Genomic DNA, 15,428 nt, shown 5'->3' on the forward strand with positions numbered 1-15,428 from the left:
AATATGGGGAATACCGCAGCGGCACAGGAAGAGAAGCAGACGACTCTGCAAATTACAGGGATGACCTGTTCGGCTTGCGCAACCCGGATTGAGAAAGGGTTGTCCAAGATGGAGGGCGTCTCCCGGGCCAATGTTAATTTAGCGCTGGAGCAAGCTACCGTGGGGTTTGATCCGAAGGTGGCCGGGCTGCCTGAGATCGAAGAGAAGATACGTGCATTAGGCTATGATACTGTAAAAGAATCCGCGGATTTTGATATCTCGGGAATGACCTGTGCAGCTTGTTCGGCACGCATAGAGAAGGTGCTCGGGAAGATGCCGGGGATTGCTTCCGTGAATGTGAATCTGGCGCTGGAAACCGCGCATGTTGAATACACTCCGGGCGATATCGGGACCCGTGAGATCATGGAGAAGGTCAGCAGTATCGGATATAAAGCTACGCTCAAGCAGGATCACAAAGACAATGTTGATCGGCGTGGAGCAGAGATTAAGCATAAGCGGAACAAGTGGATCATCTCCGCAATCCTGTCATTACCGCTTTTATGGGCTATGGCTGGACATTTTTCCTTCACTACCTGGATTCCTACTCCTGATTTGTTCATGAATCCGTGGTTCCAACTGATACTGGCTACTCCGGTACAATTCATTATCGGTTGGCAGTTCTACGTTGGTGCTTATAAGGCGCTGCGCAATGGCAGTGCCAACATGGACGTGCTGGTGGCACTTGGAACTTCGGCTGCCTATTTCTACAGCTTGTACCTGACAATTGATTCGCTTAACATGTCGGGCATGGAACATACGGTGGAAATGTACTATGAGACGAGTGCGGTTCTAATCACGTTGATTCTGGTCGGGAAGTGGTTCGAGGCGTTGGCCAAGGGCCGCTCTTCGGATGCGATCAAGAGCCTTATGGGTCTGCAGGCGAAGACAGCGCTCGTCATTCGGAACGGGACTGAGATCAGCATCCCTGTGGAAGAGGTAGTTCCTGGCGATATCGTATTGGTCAAGCCAGGCACGAAAGTACCAGTGGATGGCGAGGTTGTGGAGGGACTGTCATCTGTCGATGAATCCATGTTGACAGGTGAGAGTATCCCGGTAGAAAAGAAACCTGGGGATACTGTAATTGGCGCAACGATTAACAAGAACGGGATGCTGCGAGTGAAAGCCAGCCGGGTAGGCCGGGACACTGCGCTTGCACAGATTATCAGGGTCGTGGAAGAAGCACAAGGCTCCAAAGCACCCATCCAGCGGATTGCTGATGTCATTTCAGGTATCTTCGTACCAATTGTGGTCGGGATTGCTGTATTAACCTTCCTGATCTGGTATTTCGGGGTTGCCCCTGGTCAGTTCGCGGAAGCGCTGGAGAAAGCGATCGCCGTGCTGGTGATTGCCTGTCCGTGTGCTTTGGGGCTGGCAACGCCAACTTCAATTATGGCGGGATCGGGCCGCGCAGCGGAACTGGGCATTCTGTTCAAGGGCGGCGAGCATCTGGAAGCCGCGCAAGGCATTCAGGTCGTTGTTTTGGATAAGACAGGGACTGTAACCAACGGCAAACCTGTGCTAACGGATGTTATTATTACCGCGGGTGCTGCGGGGGATGACAAAGCAGCAGCCGAGAATGAGCTGTTGGCATTGACCGCCGCTGCGGAAAAGCTGTCGGAGCATCCGCTTGCGGAGGCGATTGTTGCCGGAGCTGTGGACAGAGGGCTGACCCTGCCCGAAGCGGGACAATTCAATAATATACCTGGCCGGGGTATATCGGCTGTGGTGAATGCAAAAGCAGTGAAGGTTGGTACACGCCGGATGATGGAAGAGGCAGGTCTGGATATTGCGGCCTGGACGGCGATTATGACAGGGCTGGAGCAGGAAGGGAAGACAGCGATGCTGGTCGCTGTCGAGAAGGCCGTAGTTGGGGTCGTCGCGGTGGCCGACACGATTAAGGAGACTTCGCGGGCAGCCGTAGCCGCGCTGCACAAGATGGGTATCCAAGTTGTCATGATTACAGGTGACAACAAGATCACTGCCGAGGCCATTGCGCAGCAGGCCGGGATCACGAAGGTGCTGGCCGAGGTCTTGCCGGAGGGCAAGGCTGAGGAGGTTCGCAAGCTGCAAGCGGGCGGAACCAAGGTGGCGATGGTCGGCGACGGCATCAACGATGCGCCAGCGCTGGCGACAGCCGACACAGGCATGGCGGTCGGCACCGGGACGGACGTGGCGATGGAAGCCGCGGATATCACGCTGATGCGCGGCGATCTGAAGAGCATTCCGGATGCGATTGAGATGAGCCGCAAGACGATGCGGAATATCAAGCAGAATCTGTTTTGGGCGCTGGCCTACAATACCATCGGTATACCAATCGCAGCCCTGGGCTTCCTGGCTCCATGGCTTGCGGGAGCAGCGATGGCATTCAGCTCTGTATCCGTTGTGCTGAATGCACTACGGCTGCAGCGGGTGAAGCTGTAAAGGGAATATAGATCTGATTTCTGTCGACAGGGGAACTGTGAATTCTTTAGGCAGAACTAACAAAAAAGTCGTAGGTGCCTTATTAGGCATCTGCGACTTTTTGAATATATAGAGCAGTACTTTGCTGATTTTTAAGTTCAGCTTATATGGCAGGATCGAAGTGACGATTATACGCTGCTAGGGTAAGAATCATAATTTTGCTGATTTAGATAATGGTACATTAGCAAGAGTAGCGGCAGCTTTTTTCCGTCCCAGACGGTTCGTACCAATTACGCCTGCAATGATCAGAGCCGATCCAATCCAGTGGTACACCGTGATTTCTTCGCCCAGGAAGATCGCCCCAGCTGCAAGCGATACAATGGTGGAGAGATTGGCGAACACGCTCATGAGGGAAGCTTCGATTTTGGACAAGATATAGTTAGAGGCTAGTGTAGTGACGAGTGAAGCGATGACGCCTAAATAAAGTGCCGATAAGACAAATGTGCCGCTGCTCAGTGGTTTGAAGAACTCGCCCATTGTTCCGTTGCTGACATGACTGGTTAAGGAAATAATCAGGAAGGTAGCGAAGCCAATCCCCATCATCAAGTAGCTGATTTCAGCAGGACTGAAATGCTTGGTGAGTGAACGGGCCAACACGCTGTATCCGGCAAAAGCCACACAGGTCAGGAACAGTAGCACAATTCCTGTCATATTGGACAGATTGAAACTGCTTCCTTTCATCACAAAGATGAACACCACGCCGAACACGGACAGGAAGATACATAGCTTCTGCAAAAGCGTCGTCGTTTCTTTCAAGAAGATCGAAGCGATAATCATCGTCACTACCGGTGTAAAAGCGTAGAGAATCCCTCCCTCGGCCGAGGTGGCGTGCTGGAGTCCGAACACTTGAAGCGTGAAGAACCCGAGCGGGTACATGGATGCCAGCAGTAGCGCTTTAAAAATGGGTTTGCCGCGGTAGGAGATTTTGACCCACCCGAAGGCAACCGGGATCGACATCACCAGAAACGAAGCGGCGAAGCGGAAGGTCAGGGTATCGAGCGGCCCCGCGTGGCCGAGCGCTACTTTGGTGAACAAGAATGAGAATCCGATAATAGCCGCATTGAGTACGGCTAAGATATATGCCGATTTAAGACCTTTTTGCTGCATGGTTGCATCTCCCTTTCTATAACAAGGCAGGATCGTGTATCCGCCTCTGTTTGTTACTTTAAAATTAAAAGAATTTACGCGGGCCTACAATGTGAGTTTTTCATGACTGTACCGATACAGTTGGGGATTCGTTTATAATAAATGGAGAAGAATGGTGTTAACATGAACTTATAAGATCTCGGATTTCACATTTTGAGTATGACGCAGGCCGTACAGGGGGGCATTATGAAAAAGTATCATTCTGTTTTAGCTGATATGGAACACCTAATCCGGGAGGGCAAATACAGCCCCGGGCAGAAGCTGCCCTCCGTGCGAAGTGCCGCAGAATTCTATGACTGCAGTGTCAGTACTGTTCTGAGGGCATACGGTGAGCTCGAAAGAAAACACACGGTATATTCCATTCCGCAGAGCGGATATTATATGGTGGAGAAACCTGAAGACCTGGAGCCTTCCACTGGGCATGAGACCCTGGATTTTGCATCCGCTTCGCCCGACCTGAATGTGTTCCCGTATTTGGATTTCCAGCATTGTCTCAACAAAGCAATTGATATCTACAAATATCACCTGTTCACCTACAGCGATGTTTTGGGATGGGGGACGCTGCGTCATACGCTGGTATCTCATTTGGCTGAATATCAGGTATTTGCCAAAGCCGAGCGGATCATTATCACCTCGGGTATCCAGCAGGCACTCGAAATTCTGGCCAAGATGCCATTTCCAGGTGGAGGGACCCAAATTCTTGTCGAACAGCCGGGCTATGACATCTATCTGCGTTATTTGGAGGGGGAGGGTCTGCCAGTCAGCGGAATCGCTCGTTCGGCGGCGGGAATTAATCTGCTGGAGCTGGAGGAGCGGTTCAAGGGCGGGGACATCAAATTTTTCTATACCATGCCCAGATATCAAAATCCGCTCGGAACCTCCTACAGCGCAGAGGAACGGAGAGCCATCGCCGGGTTGGCCGCCAAATACGATGTCTATATCGTTGAGGATGACTATATGGCCGACCTGGGTGCAGAGAGGCGTTTTGATCCGATCTATGCGTATGATCAGACTTCACATGTCGTTTATTTAAAAAGCTTCTCCAAGATCATCTTCCCTGGCCTCAGACTGGGTGCGGTAGTGTTGCCAGAAGCCCTGCTGGAGGCCTTCCGCGCACATAAGGGATATACGGACACTTCCCTTTTGTCTCAGGCGGCACTTGAGATCTACATCAAGAATGGGATGTATGAGCATCACAAGCACAAAATAAAAGACCTGTATGCGGAGAGAATGCACGCTCTGTATGCAGCCCTTGAACGACATAATACAGAAGGCTTGATTGAGGTATCTCCCGCAAGTTCCGGTGTCTACGTGCAGTTTAAGCTGCCGGGAACGCTGAACCTGGATCGTCTGCTTAAACGCCTGAAAGAGAGAAAGATCAGCGTTGTGTCCGGCAGAGGGTTCTATTTATCCGACTATCAGGAGCGAGAGAAATTTATACGGATTAGCATTTCACGTGCCCGGCTAGAACAGATTGACGAAGGCGTTCAGGCAATTGTCCAGGAGGTTAAGCGCACGGGTAAGTGGTAGATTGCCTACTCTGTATATTTTTATTTGTGTGGGAATGTATGCTAATAATATAGAGACAGGCTTGCATGAGAAGCCAATTTCGGAAAAAGAGAGGCGGATAAGTTATGAACCCAAATAATGAAACCCTGGAGCTGTTGAACCGGCATGCATCGGTCCGACAGTATAAGGATACCCTTGTTAGCGAAGAGCAGCTTGCAGCTATCATCAGTGCAGCCCAGATGGCCTCCACCTCCAGCAATGTTCAGGCGTACAGCGTCATCTCAGTGACCGATCCTGGATTGAGAAGCCAGCTAGCCGAATTAGCCGGAAATCAAGCCTATATCGAGCAGGCTCCTGTCTTTCTGGTCTGGTGTGCGGATTTGTATCGTCTGCGGGAAGCATCCGCGCCGCATCTGGCAGGCGGCTCCTCCTATGAGGACACCACAGAGAACTTGATCGTCGCCACTGTCGATGTGGCCCTCGCCGCGCAAAATGCAGCTGTAGCGGCAGAGTCGCTGGGACTGGGCATTGTCTATATCGGCGGTATCCGCAGTAAGATTGCCGAGGTGTCGGAGCTGTTGGGTCTTCCAGAGTTGGTCTACCCTGTATTCGGTATGTGTGTCGGTTATCCGGCAGCAAGGACAGGGCTGCGTCCGCGTCTGCCGCTTCAGGCTGTGTTGCATCGCAACGGCTATGATGCAGCGACAACTCTGGAGCAGGTCAAAGTTTACGATGAAGAAAGTCGGGTATACATGCGTGAACGGACCGGCGGCGCGAATGACACGCCTTGGTCTGAAATGATGGCGAAACGAATCTCAGAGCCGGCTCGTATGCAGTTGAAAGACTTTTTGCAGGCGAAAGGCTTCCTGCGGAGATGATTAAGGTACACATATACCAGGAAGCTATAGGGAAGTTATCACGAGGCTATAACGAACCAATAGAAAGTTCTTGTAGAAGATTAAAGGCAACTAGAGAGCAATCAGAAATCCAGAGAACATCCCCCGGGAGCTTAGGCTTCAATCGGGGGATTTTTAATGGGAACTTTGGTACATCTATAATGAAAGTTGATTTCGATCAACAGGTGACAATTGTCAGCTTAAAGCTGTGACACTCCATACTGATGTCATTCCTTTCCAGAACGTATCATTAGGTACATGAAGCAGAACTGAGCGGGTTACGGGAGGGAATAGGGTATGGAAACAGTGATAGCAATGAATGGCGTCAGCAAAGCGTTCAAGGGGAAAAAGGCGGTAGACAACATTAGCTTTAAAATAAACAAAGGTTCGATTACCGCCATCCTGGGGCCAAATGGAGCAGGCAAGACGACAGCCATCCTGATGATGCTGGGTCTGCTAGAGCCGACTGAAGGTTCCGTTACCATCTTTGGGCAGCACCCCAAAGATAAAGCGGTGCGTGAGAAGACGGGCTCCATGCTGCAAGAGGTCAGTGTCATGGACCGTCTGAAGGTCAAGGAGATCATCAGTCTGATCTCCAGCTATTATCAGCACCCCATGGAACCGAAGCTGTTAGTGGAGGCGACGGGTCTGGTTCCAGACGACCTAAATCGATTTGCGGAGAAGTTATCGGGTGGCCAGAAGCGCAGTCTCGGCTTTGCGCTCGCACTTGCTGGAGATCCAGAACTGCTCTTCTTCGATGAGCCGACAGTCGGGCTGGATATTACCGCCCGGCGACGGTTCTGGGAGAAGGTCCGGGGACTGGCAGAACAGGGGAAGACCATTCTGTTCACTACACACTATCTTCCGGAAGCGGAGGATATCGCCGACCGGATTCTGCTTTTCAACCGGGGAAGCCTCGCGGCAGACGGCAGTCCGGATGAGATCAAGGCGAGAATCGTGAAGCGCTCGCTGTCCTTTTTGCAACCGGCTGATGGACTGGATCTTCGGCAACAGTTACTGGCTCTGCGTTCTATAGACGACTGCTACAGTAAGGACGGGCGAATCTTCGTGACTACTGAGGATACGGATGAAGCGTTACGGGATATTTTTACGGCGGGTCTGCCGGTGAAGGATGTACGTATTGACCAAGGGCGGCTGGATGAAGCCTTTGAACAGCTAACAATGAACCAAGAGGGGGCGGTCTAACGATGAGAAGCCTAACGATGCAATGCAAAGCGGAAATGCTGCGGATTGTGCGCAACCCCTACTATGTATTCTGGTCGCTGCTTATGCCGATCATGTTCTATTTTATTTTCACTAGAGTCGTGAACACGGGCGATAGCGATCCGACCTGGGCAGCACATTATCTCATGTCGATGGCAGCCTTCAGTGTAATGGGATCAGCGATTATGACGCTAGGTATTCGTCTCGTACAGGAGCGTTCACAGGGCTGGACGACCTTTATCCGCATTACTCCGCTGCCGGGATATATATACTTTTTGGGCAAAATGTTCGGTCAGACGATGATGCATCTCTTCTCGATCATCTGCATTTTTGCAGCAGGCTATCTCATTAACGGGGTCTCACTATCTGCGGGGCAGTGGTTGCTCAGCGGATTGTGGCTATTGAGCGGCTCCCTGCCGTTCCTCGCGATGGGGACGCTAGTGGGTTCGATGAAACGGGTGGATACCGCTAGTGGTGTCAGCAACGCCGTCTATATGGCCCTTGCTATAACGGGCGGCATGTGGATGCCGCTGGAGATTTTGCCGCGCCTGATGCAGAAGATCGGAGTCTGGTTGCCTTCCTACAACTATGGAAACGGTGCTTGGCAGATTGTGCAGGGCTCGCATCCGGAGTGGAGCAATATCCTGATTCTGTTCGGTTATCTCGCCTTATTTATGATACTATCGGTGTACATTCGTAAAAAACAGGAAGCGGTGTAAAGGACGATGAGGCAATGGGAGTTCCGGTTATTTCCTAAAAAATTCGGCATCTTCCCATTTATTTGGGTGGTTTATATGATCCTGCCGATCATGAATATGCAGAACGTTACCGGAATCAAGCTGGTGCTGGGCTATGCCATGATGGGCTTATTTGCTATAACCTATCGTCAGTTGTACTGGATTGAAGGCCGTGCATTTACCGCTTGGCTGGCCGTGCAAATGCTGCTGATTTTGCTGCTCTGTCTATTTTACAGCCCCCAAAACGTCTACCTGGGTTTCTTTACGGCAAATTTCGTCAGTTGGTATAGCGATAATCGGAAATTTAAGATCGTCTATGTCATCTTCGCGGTGCAGGAATTATTCCTGGTGATTTGGGGACTCCAGGCGATAGAAGGTATGGAGTTAATGTTTCTACTTCCATTCTTTATAATCATGATGATTTCGCCTTTTGGGATACGTTCTATGTTTCGCCGCCGACACCTGGAGAAGGAGCTGGACGAGGCGAATAAGGTCATCAAGGAGCTGGTTAAGCGCGAAGAGCGCATGCGTATCGCCCGTGACTTGCACGATACGCTGGGTCATACACTCTCGCTGATCACTTTGAAGAGCCAGTTGGTTGAGAAACTCGTGTCCAAGGATACAGAACGCGCAGAGGCCGAAGCGCGGGAGATCCAGCACACTTCCCGGGCCGCGCTGCGGCAGGTGCGGGAACTGGTCTCCGAGATGCGGGCCATCACCGTGGCCGAGGAGTTAACTGAGGCCGGAGAAATGCTGCGGACGGCGGAGATTGCCCTGGAGATTGAGGGGGATGTTTCCCTTGGGGAAGTATCCGATCTCAATCAGAACATACTCAGCCTCTGTATCAAAGAGGCTATCACCAACATTGTGCGGCACAGTGGGGCCAATAAATGTGTTATTAGTATTGTGAAGAGCGAGGGACAGGTGCGAATCATGATCCGGGACAACGGGCATGGATTGCACGGTCAGGGTGTCTCAGATGCTGGATTCACAGAGGGCAATGGCCTGAAGGGAATGAATGAACGCCTGTCCCTGATTGACGGCTCGCTGACCATCACTGCGGCTGGCAATAAAGGTACAGTATTAATGGTAATGATTCCCCTAGTAGTCAAAGAACGAAAGGATGGGGAGACGGCATGATAAGAATCATAATCGCGGAGGATCAGCGGCTGCTGCGCGACGCCATGGCTTCCCTGCTAGATCTGGAAGACGATATCGAGGTGGTTGGAGCGGCGGCGGACGGTGCTGAGGCGCTGGCCCAGATTGAGAAGCTTCAGCCAGATGTCTGTCTGATGGATATTGAAATGCCGCGAATGAGCGGATTGGAAGTTGCCGAATTATTGAAGAAGCAGGGGTGCAGGACTCGCATCATTATCTTGACAACCTTTGCCCGGCCGGGTTATTTCGAACGGGGTGTAAAGGCGGATATACAAGGCTACCTGCTCAAGGACGAGCCTGTTGAGAAGATCGCAGGTGCCATCCGCCAAGTCATGCTGGGGCATAAGGAAGTGTCTCCGGAGCTGGTCTTCGGAAGCTTGCGGGAGGAGAATCCGCTGACCTCCAGAGAGCGTGAAATTCTGAAGTTGGCAGGAGGAGGTCAGACAGCGGGTGAGATCGCGGCTACACTGCATCTTTCTTATGGCACCGTCCGTAATTATATTTCCGAGATTCTGAACAAGCTTGAAGTGAAGAGCCGGATTGAAGCGGTGAGGATTGCCGAGGAGAAGGGCTGGATTTAGTGTTAGGATTTTTACACAAGGATATAAAGGTAATTTCAAGCGTAATAAAATTAGGATTAAATAAATGAAAAGGCGTTCTTATCAGTAGTGTAATTAACGGTATTTTCGTATCTTAAATCCTCTGCAGCTAGGGGGAAGTGGAGATTGAGTGCAATATTGCGCCTTGAATATTCCAGAATAGCCCATTCTGTCGAGAGGTAGTCTATGGCCCCGTGCTAGCTCTCCTATGGAAAGAGAGCTTTATGGCAGCATGCAACGGACTGGTTGGAGTGAAATAAATGGGTAATTAAGTAATCTTCTAGAATCTCTAGCCTAAATAAAACCCAGTTTCGCCTTTGTGTGCGGAACTGGGTTTTATTTTATACTCGGCTCTTGGCCTGCTCCTCACGCATCCACTGTGAGAGCTGACGCTTCAGCGCGAGGAATTCTGGCGTATCCGCAATCTCCTCACGGCGCGGGCGCGGGAACGGCACATCTACCGTGTGCAGAATCTGACCAGGGCGGCTGGAGAAAACGTAGATACGATTCGAGAGGAGCAGCGCCTCTTCGATGTTGTGGGTGATGAACAGCACGGAGCGGCGGTTCTCCTCCCAAAGCTCCAGCAACCAGCGCTGCATTTCGCTGCGGGTCAGCGCATCCAGCGCACTGAATGGCTCATCCAGGAGCATCAGCTCCTGAGGTGCCAGCAGTGCCCGGAGGAATGCCACGCGCTGCTGCATCCCGCCCGATAGCATATGCGGGTAAGCCCGCTCGAAGCCGCCAAGGCCGACCTTGGTCAGCCACTGACGTGCTTCTTCGCGGCTGCCGTCCCGGGCAGCGCCTTTGATCTCTTGGGATAGGAGGACATTGTCTTCGATGGTCCGCCAGGGAAAGAGTGCAGGCTGCTGCGGCATGTAGCTGATTTCTCCGCGCTGGCCGGTAACGACTTTTCCATTCATGCTGATTGTTCCACTGTCCGGCTGCTCCAGGCCGCCGATGATATGGAACAGCGTGCTTTTGCCGCAACCGGAAGGACCGAGTATGGTCACGAATTCTTGTTGCTCCACCTTTAGTGAGACATTGTGCAATACAGGAGTAGAGCTGCGGCGCTGGGTGAAGGTTTTGGACACGGTACTGACTTCCAGTGCAGGTGGCAATCCGTGCATTCCGGCTTCGAACGTTCTAATCTCGTTATTTACCGGCTCATGGGGCGACATATGTGTGAGTTGGGACATTTCGGGAATCCCTCCTTTCTAAGGGTTGCGGCGCGGCTTCCAGCGCACCAGCCATTTTTCCAGTACGGCGATAATGGCGAAGAGCACCAGACTCAGCAAGACAACAATGACGATGGCAACGAACATTCGGTCGGTCCGGTAGGCTGATTTTTGCAACTGCATATAATACCCGATCCCCTTGTCGGCGCCGATCCATTCGGCAACCACGGCCCCCATGACGGCATAGGTGGCGGAGATTTTAACCCCGGAGAAGATCGCAGGCAGAGAATGAGGCAGCTCCAGCTTGGTGAAAATCTGCCACTTGCTCGCCCCCGCCATTTTCATATAATTGAGCATCACCCGGTCACTCTGTGACAGCCCGCCCATGGCGGCCACGGCGACAGGGAAGAAGCAGACCAGCGTAATCAGCACCATCTTCGGCAGCAGACCGAAGCCGAACCAGATGACAAGCAAGGGACCTAGGGCGATGGATGGCACGTTCTGGCTCAGGATCAGCAGCGGGTAAAAAGCACGTTTCGCCCAAGGCATCAGGTGCAGTAGTAGCGCCACCGCAAGCCCTACGCCGGTACCGATGGGAAAGCCAATCAGCGTCAGCTTCAGTGTAGCCAGCGTATGGTCCCAGACGCCGGCTGGATTGCCAGCGAATTCATGACCGATATCACGGGGGCTGGGCAGAATCCATTTTTCAATATCAAAGAAAGATACCGCCAGCTGCCATACCGCTAAAAAGAAGACGACCGCCACAATGGGCGGCCATATCTGCTTCCAGGACGATCTCACGGCCGGTATTTCTCCGTCAGTTTGTCCATGCTGATTCCGTTCGGATTGTGGGCGATTTTGATCTGGGAGATCACGCTTGGGCTGCCGGCTTGGACCAGTGCTTCATGCATTTCGCGCACGATGTCCAGCAAGTCATTTAGTTCGCCTTCCATCGTCGTTTCGAGCGGGTTCACCTGATGCTTCACACTGGACTTCTGAATGACCTCGATCGCTTTATCCACATAAGGGATGGAATCCTCATTGTTAGGGGTTTTAGGGATAACTTGAATGCTTAGCAGTGTGTTAGCCAAAATGATCAATCCTCTCTCAATATAGTATGGTTAAATATGAATCCATTCATTACTGTGCTGCAGGCAGGAAATCATTCGTAAACGCCTTGCTGGTATCTACTGGTTGCTCAAGTAGCTTAAGGCCATACATCCAGTCAGCATAGTTTTTCCAGACCTCAGCTTTTTGTTCCCCCCAGCGCGGCGCATCATCCTGATATTTTGGACTGAGCCATTTCTGACTGGCCATCACAAGTTTCGGATCGAGATCAGGGACGGCTTTGATCAGAACGTTTGCAGCATCCTCTGGATGATCGATGGCGTATTTGTAGCCTTTGGAGGTCGCTTTAACGAAGGCTTTGACGATCTCGGGATGCTCGGTGATCTCTTTCTCGCTGGTGGTCAGCACAGGTGTGTAATAATCGAGCTGTGGTGCGTAGTCCTTTACATAGAGCATGTCGATGGGTTCTCCGCGCAGTTCAGCTTGAATACCGGTCCAGGCATAGAAAATCCAGGCGAAATCAATATCCCGCTTCACAGCTGTAAAAAAGTCGGCTTCGCCCATATTGATGATCTTTACCTTTTTCACATCGGCACCTTCCGGGTCCATGATAGCTTTGAGTGCTGCTTCTTCCACCGGGGAGCCCCAACCTCCGTATGTTTTTCCTTCAAAATCCTTCGGAGAGGTAATGCCCTTGCTCTTGGGGGCCGCAAAACCAGATGTATTATGCTGAATGATGGCGGCAAGCGAGACCAGCGGTACGCCTTGCAGACGGGCCAAAGTCAGGCCTTCCTGATATCCGATACCAAAAGCGGCTTCACCGGAAGTGACCATCGTGTCTGCACCAGCCGCGCCGGGTTGCACAATCTCAACATCCAGTCCTTCTTCCTTGTAATACCCAAGATCTCTTGCGACATATAACCCCGTGTGGTTCGTGTTCGGTGTCCAGTCGAGCGCGATCTTGACTTTGGTCAGTTCTTGCGATGTACCTGGCTTCCCGGTAGAGGCTCCGGTGTTTGTCTTGCCGGTTTCCTTGTTGCCTTCGGCAGAGTTGCTGTTATTGCTGCCGCATCCGGCAACGGCGATAACGAGCAGACAGGTCAGGCCCAGCATAAGCAGTTTCTTGACTCCCATGTTCTTCTCTCTCCTTTTGGTACCGGTTCTTCGCAGTGATTGCGTTAATTCCGGCGAATTCCCCGTCTTCACACCGTCATCTGCCACCTAAAGTACAGGCAGCGCGATTCAATTCCCCATGAATTGTGTTAATCGGAAATATACCATAAAAAAGCGTCCCGAAGATGAACGGGACGCGGCTTTGCGCAAGGATGGCATAGGCCTTAAAGCAGCCATGCTCAATTACGGTTCCTACGCTGGCATTATCCAGATCAGGTATAAGGGTCAGTATCTTGAGGGATACACTCTCAGCCGGCCAATCCCAGCCCCCCTGGTGCTATGAAGTTAACGGGTGATGCTTCTTGCTTACGGTGTAATTATAGACTCCCCTCTTTTCGTTGTCCAGCAGCTTTGTTGTTCATTTTGAAGTTGGAGGCGGAAGAGAGGGATAACATAAACTATTTAAGAGGTGGAATTATCATGCTAAATAAGCAATATTTAATCGATGAAGAGACGGTCGCTGGCATCAAAGCACTGGATGAAGATGGCGAAGGGTTGTTCGCCGGACTGATTGGAATGTTCAAGACCGATACGCCGCCGAGACTGGAGGCGCTTCGGTTAGCCTTGGACAGCAGCGATTCCGCGAGCATTGCCGGAATTGCCCATAGCCTGAAGTCAGGCAGCCTCAGCATTGGCGCAGGATACTTTGCTTCTCTGTGCGCAAGCATTGAGCAACAGGCCCGGCGGGGGGATCTAAATTCCCCACAGTCGTTAGATTCCCTGCTAGCCGCTGTTTTTACTGATACGTGTCGTGCATTGGAACAGCAGATAGAGTAACGAAGGCTAATTCTGATATTTGATTTTCTTCCGGCGGCGAGCCCGGATGCCGTTCCATATCTCCCGCACCGTCAAGACAACGCTGATCACAATGCCGCTGAAGGTCAGCACTAGCGCGAAATACTGGAATAGGGAATATTGCATCATTTTGCCCCAGTTAATGGTCCCTTCCAGATCATCAATCACTTGATTCATTCCGTATATACCGCTCACTACAGTGAAGACGGTCAGAATCATCAGCAGCATATCCCGCCGTTTCGACTGGTACTTCACTTGATACTGAAACAGATCATTCAGTGTCTGCTTCACCTCGTCGAATAGCGCATCGTTGCCATAAACTTTGCGGAGCTGGAAGAAAATCTCCCGACCTTGTGATTGGGAAATCAGCTCCAGAAAATAAAATTTGGCCGAGAATTTATTGATGAAGAAGATCAAATCCTCAATATCGTCATCATCCCGATTGATGCGGAGCCGGGAGTGCATATTCGCCAGCTTCAGCAGGACAATTTTGTGAAACATGCTAAGTAGCAGGCCATAATAATATTCTCCATACATTTGATTGGCAAGCTGTATGGCGAGCGGGCGTTCTGCCCGGCTGATGCAGCAGAAGGTCTGTTCATTAGTCATATAATACGTCTGGGGTCCCCAGCGGGTATAGGTATGCTCCTCGCAATATTGTTCAATGTAACCAGGATCGCTCGCGCTGATGTAGGGTTGACCCGCGGCATCCAGTCCATCAAGCTGGGAGGCACGGTAGCGCATACTCAAGGGAATATCGTCGGTAACTCCTTCCGGTTCCAAGCCATAAAAGGCTTGCACCAGCATACGTTCATCCACGAAAAAAGGCAGCGTTTCGAAATAAGCTCCGTTCAGCTCGGACTGGTCCAAAAACGGCTTCAGCCCTTCCGCCAGATAATTAAAGATAAAATCCTCTACCTGACTAAAGGTTTGTTCTCCGCTACGGATAACCGTCTGTTCATCCTGCACACTGACATTCTCAAGGGTACGGAAACGGTCGGCAAATTCGAGAGCGATGCTGAAGGGGAGCTTATCTTCCTCAATCTGCACCCGCAAGGTTACAAATCCGGTCTGAAATGGGCAAATGAACAGATCTGTGGAGAGTACCCGGAAGGCTACATTCGCTTGTGACATTTCCATCCGGCAGAACAGATCATTAACGCGCGAGAAGCGGCGGAAGGAATCCTCGTCATCTTCCTGCGGGAACAGTACGTGTGCAGCAAAAGGCAGATAGGTGCGTTCCATTTTTTCATGAGAGACACAGTATTCATTGCCATAATAAGCGCCTTCCAGTTCTTTTTTATCGAGGGAAAAAGAAGTGTATCCGTTCTTCCCCAGTTCAGAGATCAGTCGTGCAGACGCTCCCTGCTTGATAGAGAAAGGGAAAATAAACTGGAGCAGCGCCGTATGAAGTAAGGGCTCGGCAGACAGCATATCCATCATGAGTTC

General features: G+C 51.4%; 14 protein-coding genes and 1 riboswitch. Of the genes, 8 read left to right on the forward strand and 6 right to left on the reverse strand.

Annotation, left to right across the window (positions count from 1 at the left end; genetic code table 11):
* Nucleotides 1-3: 3 nt before the first annotated feature.
* A complete protein-coding gene (locus ACFVRY_RS11190; RefSeq protein WP_387500160.1) occupies nt 4-2,460 on the forward strand; it encodes a heavy metal translocating P-type ATPase in 2,457 nt (818 codons plus the stop codon).
* Nucleotides 2,461-2,649: 189 nt separating this feature from the next.
* On the opposite strand, the gene ACFVRY_RS11195 is transcribed toward ACFVRY_RS11190, so the two are convergent.
* On the reverse strand, nt 2,650-3,606 hold the full coding sequence (locus ACFVRY_RS11195; protein ID WP_387500162.1) for a DMT family transporter: 957 nt from the start codon (nt 3,604-3,606) through the stop codon (nt 2,650-2,652).
* 225 nt (nt 3,607-3,831) lie between these two features.
* Here ACFVRY_RS11195 and ACFVRY_RS11200 point away from each other — a divergent pair, with 225 nt between their 5' ends.
* The 6 genes from ACFVRY_RS11200 (at nt 3,832) to ACFVRY_RS11225 (ending at nt 9,750) form a co-directional block, all read left to right on the forward strand.
* A complete protein-coding gene (locus ACFVRY_RS11200; RefSeq protein ID WP_387500164.1) occupies nt 3,832-5,175 on the forward strand; it encodes an aminotransferase-like domain-containing protein in 1,344 nt (447 codons plus the stop codon).
* Nucleotides 5,176-5,279: 104 nt separating this feature from the next.
* On the forward strand, nt 5,280-6,032 hold the full coding sequence (gene nfsA / locus ACFVRY_RS11205; RefSeq protein ID WP_387500166.1) for an oxygen-insensitive NADPH nitroreductase: 753 nt from the start codon (nt 5,280-5,282) through the stop codon (nt 6,030-6,032).
* Nucleotides 6,033-6,347: 315 nt separating this feature from the next.
* Nucleotides 6,348-7,256: an ABC transporter ATP-binding protein gene (locus tag ACFVRY_RS11210; RefSeq protein ID WP_387500168.1), complete on the forward strand. Its 909-nt coding sequence runs from the start codon at nt 6,348-6,350 to the stop codon at nt 7,254-7,256.
* Between the two features lie 2 nt (nt 7,257-7,258).
* The gene (locus tag ACFVRY_RS11215; protein WP_387500171.1) at nt 7,259-7,993 is read left to right on the forward strand and encodes an ABC transporter permease; all 735 of its coding nucleotides are present in this window, start codon (nt 7,259-7,261) and stop codon (nt 7,991-7,993) included.
* A gap of 6 nt (nt 7,994-7,999) precedes the next feature.
* On the forward strand, nt 8,000-9,151 hold the full coding sequence (locus ACFVRY_RS11220; RefSeq protein WP_483875148.1) for a sensor histidine kinase: 1,152 nt from the start codon (nt 8,000-8,002) through the stop codon (nt 9,149-9,151).
* Nucleotides 9,148-9,750 carry a response regulator transcription factor gene (locus ACFVRY_RS11225; RefSeq protein ID WP_387500175.1) on the forward strand — a complete coding sequence of 201 codons (603 nt, stop codon included), beginning with the start codon at nt 9,148-9,150 and terminating at the stop codon, nt 9,748-9,750. Before ACFVRY_RS11220 ends, ACFVRY_RS11225 begins: the two co-directional genes overlap by 4 nt.
* 359 nt (nt 9,751-10,109) lie before the next feature.
* Here the strand turns inward: ACFVRY_RS11225 and ACFVRY_RS11230 are convergent, their stop codons facing one another.
* The 4 genes from ACFVRY_RS11230 to ACFVRY_RS11245 all read right to left on the reverse strand — a co-directional run bounded on the left by ACFVRY_RS11230 (nt 10,110) and on the right by ACFVRY_RS11245 (nt 13,145).
* The gene (locus ACFVRY_RS11230) at nt 10,110-10,895 is read right to left on the reverse strand and encodes an ABC transporter ATP-binding protein (protein ID WP_387500487.1); all 786 of its coding nucleotides are present in this window, start codon (nt 10,893-10,895) and stop codon (nt 10,110-10,112) included.
* 87 nt (nt 10,896-10,982) lie between these two features.
* Nucleotides 10,983-11,744 carry an ABC transporter permease gene (locus ACFVRY_RS11235; RefSeq protein ID WP_387500177.1) on the reverse strand — a complete coding sequence of 254 codons (762 nt, stop codon included), beginning with the start codon at nt 11,742-11,744 and terminating at the stop codon, nt 10,983-10,985.
* The gene (locus ACFVRY_RS11240) at nt 11,741-12,034 is read right to left on the reverse strand and encodes an MTH1187 family thiamine-binding protein (protein ID WP_387500179.1); all 294 of its coding nucleotides are present in this window, start codon (nt 12,032-12,034) and stop codon (nt 11,741-11,743) included. The genes ACFVRY_RS11235 and ACFVRY_RS11240 overlap by 4 nt, the downstream gene beginning before the upstream one ends.
* 49 nt (nt 12,035-12,083) lie before the next feature.
* Nucleotides 12,084-13,145 (reverse strand): ABC transporter substrate-binding protein, encoded by a 1,062-nt coding sequence (locus ACFVRY_RS11245; RefSeq protein ID WP_387500181.1) that lies wholly within the window; start codon nt 13,143-13,145, stop codon nt 12,084-12,086.
* Between the two features lie 210 nt (nt 13,146-13,355).
* Nucleotides 13,356-13,467: riboswitch (TPP riboswitch) on the reverse strand.
* Nucleotides 13,468-13,604: 137 nt separating this feature from the next.
* On the opposite strand from ACFVRY_RS11245, the gene ACFVRY_RS11250 reads away from it, so the two are divergent.
* Nucleotides 13,605-13,961 (forward strand): Hpt domain-containing protein, encoded by a 357-nt coding sequence (locus ACFVRY_RS11250; RefSeq protein ID WP_387500183.1) that lies wholly within the window; start codon nt 13,605-13,607, stop codon nt 13,959-13,961.
* A 6-nt stretch (nt 13,962-13,967) separates the two neighbouring features.
* Here the strand turns inward: ACFVRY_RS11250 and ACFVRY_RS11255 are convergent, their stop codons facing one another.
* Nucleotides 13,968-15,422 carry a hypothetical protein gene (locus ACFVRY_RS11255; protein WP_387500185.1) on the reverse strand — a complete coding sequence of 485 codons (1,455 nt, stop codon included), beginning with the start codon at nt 15,420-15,422 and terminating at the stop codon, nt 13,968-13,970.
* Between the last annotated feature and the right edge of the window lie 6 nt (nt 15,423-15,428).

The organism is Paenibacillus sp. NPDC057934 (genome assembly GCF_042887565.1).
Taxonomy (GTDB): Bacteria; Bacillota; Bacilli; order Paenibacillales; family Paenibacillaceae; genus Paenibacillus_AQ.

Bases quoted from the DNA above. Each gene is read 5' to 3' on its own strand.
- nfsA (WP_387500166.1), top strand. From the start codon at position 5,280: ATGAACCCAAATAATGAAACCCTGGAGCTGTTGAACCGGCATGCATCG.
- ACFVRY_RS11200 (WP_387500164.1), top strand. From the start codon at position 3,832: ATGAAAAAGTATCATTCTGTTTTAGCTGATATGGAACACCTAATCCGG.
- ACFVRY_RS11245 (WP_387500181.1), bottom strand. From the start codon at position 13,145: ATGGGAGTCAAGAAACTGCTTATGCTGGGCCTGACCTGTCTGCTCGTT.
- ACFVRY_RS11220 (WP_483875148.1), top strand. From the start codon at position 8,000: ATGAGGCAATGGGAGTTCCGGTTATTTCCTAAAAAATTCGGCATCTTC.
- ACFVRY_RS11190 (WP_387500160.1), top strand. From the start codon at position 4: ATGGGGAATACCGCAGCGGCACAGGAAGAGAAGCAGACGACTCTGCAA.
- ACFVRY_RS11255 (WP_387500185.1), bottom strand. From the start codon at position 15,422: ATGATGGATATGCTGTCTGCCGAGCCCTTACTTCATACGGCGCTGCTC.
- ACFVRY_RS11210 (WP_387500168.1), top strand. From the start codon at position 6,348: ATGGAAACAGTGATAGCAATGAATGGCGTCAGCAAAGCGTTCAAGGGG.
- ACFVRY_RS11225 (WP_387500175.1), top strand. From the start codon at position 9,148: ATGATAAGAATCATAATCGCGGAGGATCAGCGGCTGCTGCGCGACGCC.
- ACFVRY_RS11250 (WP_387500183.1), top strand. From the start codon at position 13,605: ATGCTAAATAAGCAATATTTAATCGATGAAGAGACGGTCGCTGGCATC.
- ACFVRY_RS11215 (WP_387500171.1), top strand. From the start codon at position 7,259: ATGAGAAGCCTAACGATGCAATGCAAAGCGGAAATGCTGCGGATTGTG.
- ACFVRY_RS11230 (WP_387500487.1), bottom strand. From the start codon at position 10,895: ATGCACGGATTGCCACCTGCACTGGAAGTCAGTACCGTGTCCAAAACC.
- ACFVRY_RS11195 (WP_387500162.1), bottom strand. From the start codon at position 3,606: ATGCAGCAAAAAGGTCTTAAATCGGCATATATCTTAGCCGTACTCAAT.